This is a genomic window from Polymorphobacter sp. (assembly GCF_051860865.1).
In the GTDB taxonomy this organism is placed as follows: domain Bacteria; phylum Pseudomonadota; class Alphaproteobacteria; order Sphingomonadales; family Sphingomonadaceae; genus Sandarakinorhabdus.
This window is the reverse complement of record NZ_JBIMKZ010000131.1, coordinates 1-3,528: the sequence shown is the minus strand read 5'-3', so window position 1 is coordinate 3,528 and position 3,528 is coordinate 1. Positions and strand designations below refer to the sequence as shown.

At 66.2% G+C, this 3,528-nt stretch carries 5 protein-coding genes; 3 read left to right on the top strand and 2 right to left on the bottom strand.

Annotated elements, in window-relative coordinates:
• The 3 genes from ACTIFJ_RS15095 to ACTIFJ_RS15085 form a co-directional block, all read left to right on the top strand.
• The coding region (locus tag ACTIFJ_RS15095; RefSeq protein ID WP_439534937.1) for a DMT family transporter at positions 1–846 on the top strand (846 nt) is incomplete at its 5' end.
• A gap of 39 nt (positions 847–885) precedes the next feature.
• Positions 886–1,575 carry a Crp/Fnr family transcriptional regulator gene (locus ACTIFJ_RS15090; protein WP_439534936.1) on the top strand — a complete coding sequence of 230 codons (690 nt, stop codon included), beginning with the start codon at positions 886–888 and terminating at the stop codon, positions 1,573–1,575.
• 63 nt (positions 1,576–1,638) lie between these two features.
• Positions 1,639–2,448 carry a universal stress protein gene (locus ACTIFJ_RS15085; protein WP_439534935.1) on the top strand — a complete coding sequence of 270 codons (810 nt, stop codon included), beginning with the start codon at positions 1,639–1,641 and terminating at the stop codon, positions 2,446–2,448.
• Positions 2,449–2,481: 33 nt separating this feature from the next.
• On the opposite strand, the gene argB is transcribed toward ACTIFJ_RS15085, so the two are convergent.
• Together argB and ACTIFJ_RS15075 are read right to left on the bottom strand one after the other, a co-directional pair.
• Positions 2,482–3,378: an acetylglutamate kinase gene (gene argB / locus ACTIFJ_RS15080; protein ID WP_439534934.1), complete on the bottom strand. Its 897-nt coding sequence runs from the start codon at positions 3,376–3,378 to the stop codon at positions 2,482–2,484.
• 12 nt (positions 3,379–3,390) lie between these two features.
• Positions 3,391–3,528, bottom strand: a 138-nt coding sequence (locus ACTIFJ_RS15075; protein ID WP_439534938.1) for a 3-hydroxyacyl-CoA dehydrogenase family protein, incomplete at its 5' end; no start/stop codon positions are given.

The following is a 3,528-nucleotide window of genomic DNA, read 5'->3' as shown; positions in this document are numbered from 1 at the left end:
GTATCTCTGATCTGGGGGGCGACTTGGCTGATCATCAAGTATCAGGTCGAGGAGGTGCCGCCGTCCTGGTCCGCCACCTGGCGATTCCTCGTCGCCGGCGTTGTTCTGTTCGCCTATTGCCTTGCCACCGGCAAACGACTGCGGATGAGCCCGGCCGGCCATGGCTTTGCCGCGCTGATGGGGTTGATGCAGTTCGTGCTCAACTTCAACTTCGTCTACCGGGCGGAGGAGCATGTCACGTCGGGGCTGGTGGCGCTCACGTTCGCATTGCTCGTGGTGCCCAATGCCCTGTTCTCCTGGCTGTTTCTGGGCACGCGGGTGAGCGGCCAGTTCGTGCTCGGCAGTGCGATGGGCATCGCCGGTGTCGGCGCGATGTTCGGGCGGGACATCGTGCAATCGGGGACGGCGGGCGACGAAGTGCTGCTCGGGCTTGGGCTTTCGCTGGCGGCGCTGCTGTCGGTGAGCGTCGCCAATGTGCTTGCCGCGTCGGTGCGGGGGCGGGCACAGCCACTGGAGGGCGGCATCGCCTGGTCGATGTTCTATGGCACGCTGATGAATATCGCGATCGCCTGGCTGCTGGCCGGGCCGCCGGTCATGGCGTGGACGCCGGGCTATATGGGCGGGCTGATGTATCTGTCGGTGGCCGGGTCGGCGGTGGCATTTCTGCTCTATTACCAGATGATCCGGGCGATGGGGGCCGGGCGGGCCGCCTACTCTGCCGTGCTGATTCCGATCGTGGCGCTGGCCTTGTCGACGCTGTTCGAAGGTTACGTATGGTCAGGGCTGGCGATTACCGGGGCGGCGCTGGCGATATGCGGTCTGATGGTGGCACTTCGATCGCGCTGAGGCTGGTAAAAACATGGTGCCTACGGCAAACTGCGCGCCATGAGAAAAACATGCGAAACCTGCGTGGTGCGGGACCGGGCCCTGTGTTCGGCCCTGTCGCCGGATCAGCTGGCGGTTTTGTCGTCGCTGGGCACGCAGCGCCATCTGAAGCGCGGCGAAACGCTGGTCCGCGCCGGCGACGAGACCATCGTTTGCGCCAATCTGCAGACGGGGGTGATGAAGATCGCCGCGACGACGTCGGATGGCGAGGCGGCGATCGTCGGCCTGCTCTATCCGGGCGATTTCATCGGCCGACCGTTTGCCGGCAGTGCCGGCCATGACATCGTTGCGCTGACCGACGTGATGCTGTGCAGCTTCTCGCGGGTACGGTTCGAGGAAGCACTGCGAGACCACCAGCAGATGGAATCGCTGCTGCTCCAGCGTACCATGGCCGAGCTCGACCGGGCCCGGGAATGGCTGGTGAAAATGGGCCGTGCCAATGCCGGCGCCCGGGTGGCGGGTTTCCTGGACGACCTGACCCGCCGGCTCGACATGCTCGGCTGCACGGGGCCGCAGGCGCTCGAACTGCCGCTCAGCCGCGGCGAAATCGCCGAGCTCCTCGGCTTGACCATTGAGACTGTGAGCCGCCAGTTCACCCGGATGCGGGTAGCGGGCGCCATCGAACTCCCCGGCGGGCGCCGAATCATTGTCCGCGACGCGCAGATGCTGAAGGCGATGGCCGCCGCTTGATCTCGATCAACTGCGCTCGGCCGATCCGTGTTAGGCTCGCGCGGCAATATTGGGAGAGAGACGATGAAAACCATTCTTCTGCATATCGAAAGCGATGAGGGCCAGGAGGCGCGGCTACAGGTGGCCTTTGATCTTGCCCGCGCTTTTGATGCGCATCTGCATTGCCTGCAGGTCACGCCCTATGCCGCCTATGCGCTCGGCGACGGCGGGATGAGCGGTTTTCCGGTAACAACAATCGTCGAAGCGATTGAGGCGCAGCGCAATGTCGATCGGGAGACGATCGAGGCCAGACTCCGGACAGAAGGCGTGCGCTGGGACTGGGCGTCGCGGGATGGTGACGCGGTGGTTCGTCTGGCGGAGGCGTCGCGCCTGGCCGATGTGGTGGTGATGAGCGCCGGGCCGTTCGAAAAGGCGGGGAAGCTCGAGGTGGCGATGACCGGCGATGTCGCCATCCAGGCGGCGGCACCGGTGCTGGCGGTCGCGCCGTCGGTCCGGTCCATTGCCCTGTCCGGGCCGGCGCTGGTGGCATGGGATGGCTCGCGTGAGGCGGCGACGGCGATGCGCTTCAGCCTGCCGATGCTGCGTCACGCGAGCGCCGTGCATATCCTGACTGTCGAAGAAAAGCCGAGTGATTTCAGGGCGGCGGACGCGGCACGCTATCTGTCCCGGCATGGCATCGAGGCCGAGGTCATCGAGCGGAGCGATGGTGGCCGCAGCGTCGAGGAGGTGATCCGCGAGGAGGTCATGCGCCTTGGAGCGGCCTATATGGTCCAGGGGGCCTATGGCCATTCGCGGCTGCGCCAGACATTGTTCGGCGGCGTGACGCGCGGGCTGTTGTCGGACGCGCCGGGGCCGCTTCTGCTCGCGCACTGACAGGTTGCGAGGGGCGGCGTGTGGCCGCCGCCCTTACTTCCGCACCAGCGTCCCTGCGCCCCGGTTGGTGAAGATCTCCAGCAGCATCGCGTGGCCGATGCGGCCATCGATGATGACGGCGGCATCGACGCCCGATTCGACCGCCGTCACGCAGGTCTCCAGCTTGGGGATCATGCCGCCGGTGATGGTGCCGTCAGCGATCAGCGTGGCGATGTCCGCGGGGGTGAGGTCCGAGAGCAGCTCCTTGTCCTTGCTCATCACCCCGGCAATGTCGGTGAGCAGGAACAGCCGCGAGGCGCCGAGCGCGGCGGCGATATGGCCGGCCATGGTGTCGGCGTTTATATTGTAAGTATGGCCATCGGCGCCGACGGCGACAGGCGCGATCACCGGGACGATGCCGGCGGCCGTCAGCGTGTCGATGATCGTCCGGTCGACCGATTCGGGTTCGCCGACGAAGCCGAGATCGACGACCTGCTCGATGGCGCTGTCGGGATCGCGCGTCGTGCGTGTCACCTTGCGGGCGCGGACCAGCCCGGCATCCTTGCCGCTGATACCGGCCGCCCGGCCGCCGGCCTTCTCGATCCAGGCCACCAGCTCTTTGTTGATCGAGCCCGAGAGCACCATTTCGGCGATTTCGGCGGTGGCGGCGTCGGTGACGCGCAGGCCATCGACGAAACGGCTCTCGATCCCCAGCCGCTTGAGCAGCGCGCCGATCTGCGGCCCGCCGCCATGGACCACGACGGGCGAGATGCCGATCGCCTTCAGCAGCACGATATCCTGGGCGAAGTCCCGCGCCAGGTCGGCATTGCCCATCGCATGGCCGCCGTATTTGACCACGAAGGTCTTGCCGGCATAGCGCTGGAGATAGGGCAGCGCCTCGATCAGCGTCTCGGTCTTGGCGAGCATTTCAGGATCGGGCGCGTGGCTCATGATCCGCCTCACCTAGCGAGTGGGCACCGGCGCGTCGCCGGAATAATCGTAGAAGCCGCGGCCGGACTTCTTGCCGTACCAACCGGCTTCGACATATTTGATCAGTAGCGGCGCCGGCCGGTATTTCGGGTCACCGGTCGCGGCCTGCAT

Bases quoted from the DNA above. Each gene is read 5' to 3' on its own strand.
- ACTIFJ_RS15090 (WP_439534936.1), top strand. From the start codon at position 886: ATGAGAAAAACATGCGAAACCTGCGTGGTGCGGGACCGGGCCCTGTGT.
- ACTIFJ_RS15085 (WP_439534935.1), top strand. From the start codon at position 1,639: ATGAAAACCATTCTTCTGCATATCGAAAGCGATGAGGGCCAGGAGGCG.
- argB (WP_439534934.1), bottom strand. From the start codon at position 3,378: ATGAGCCACGCGCCCGATCCTGAAATGCTCGCCAAGACCGAGACGCTG.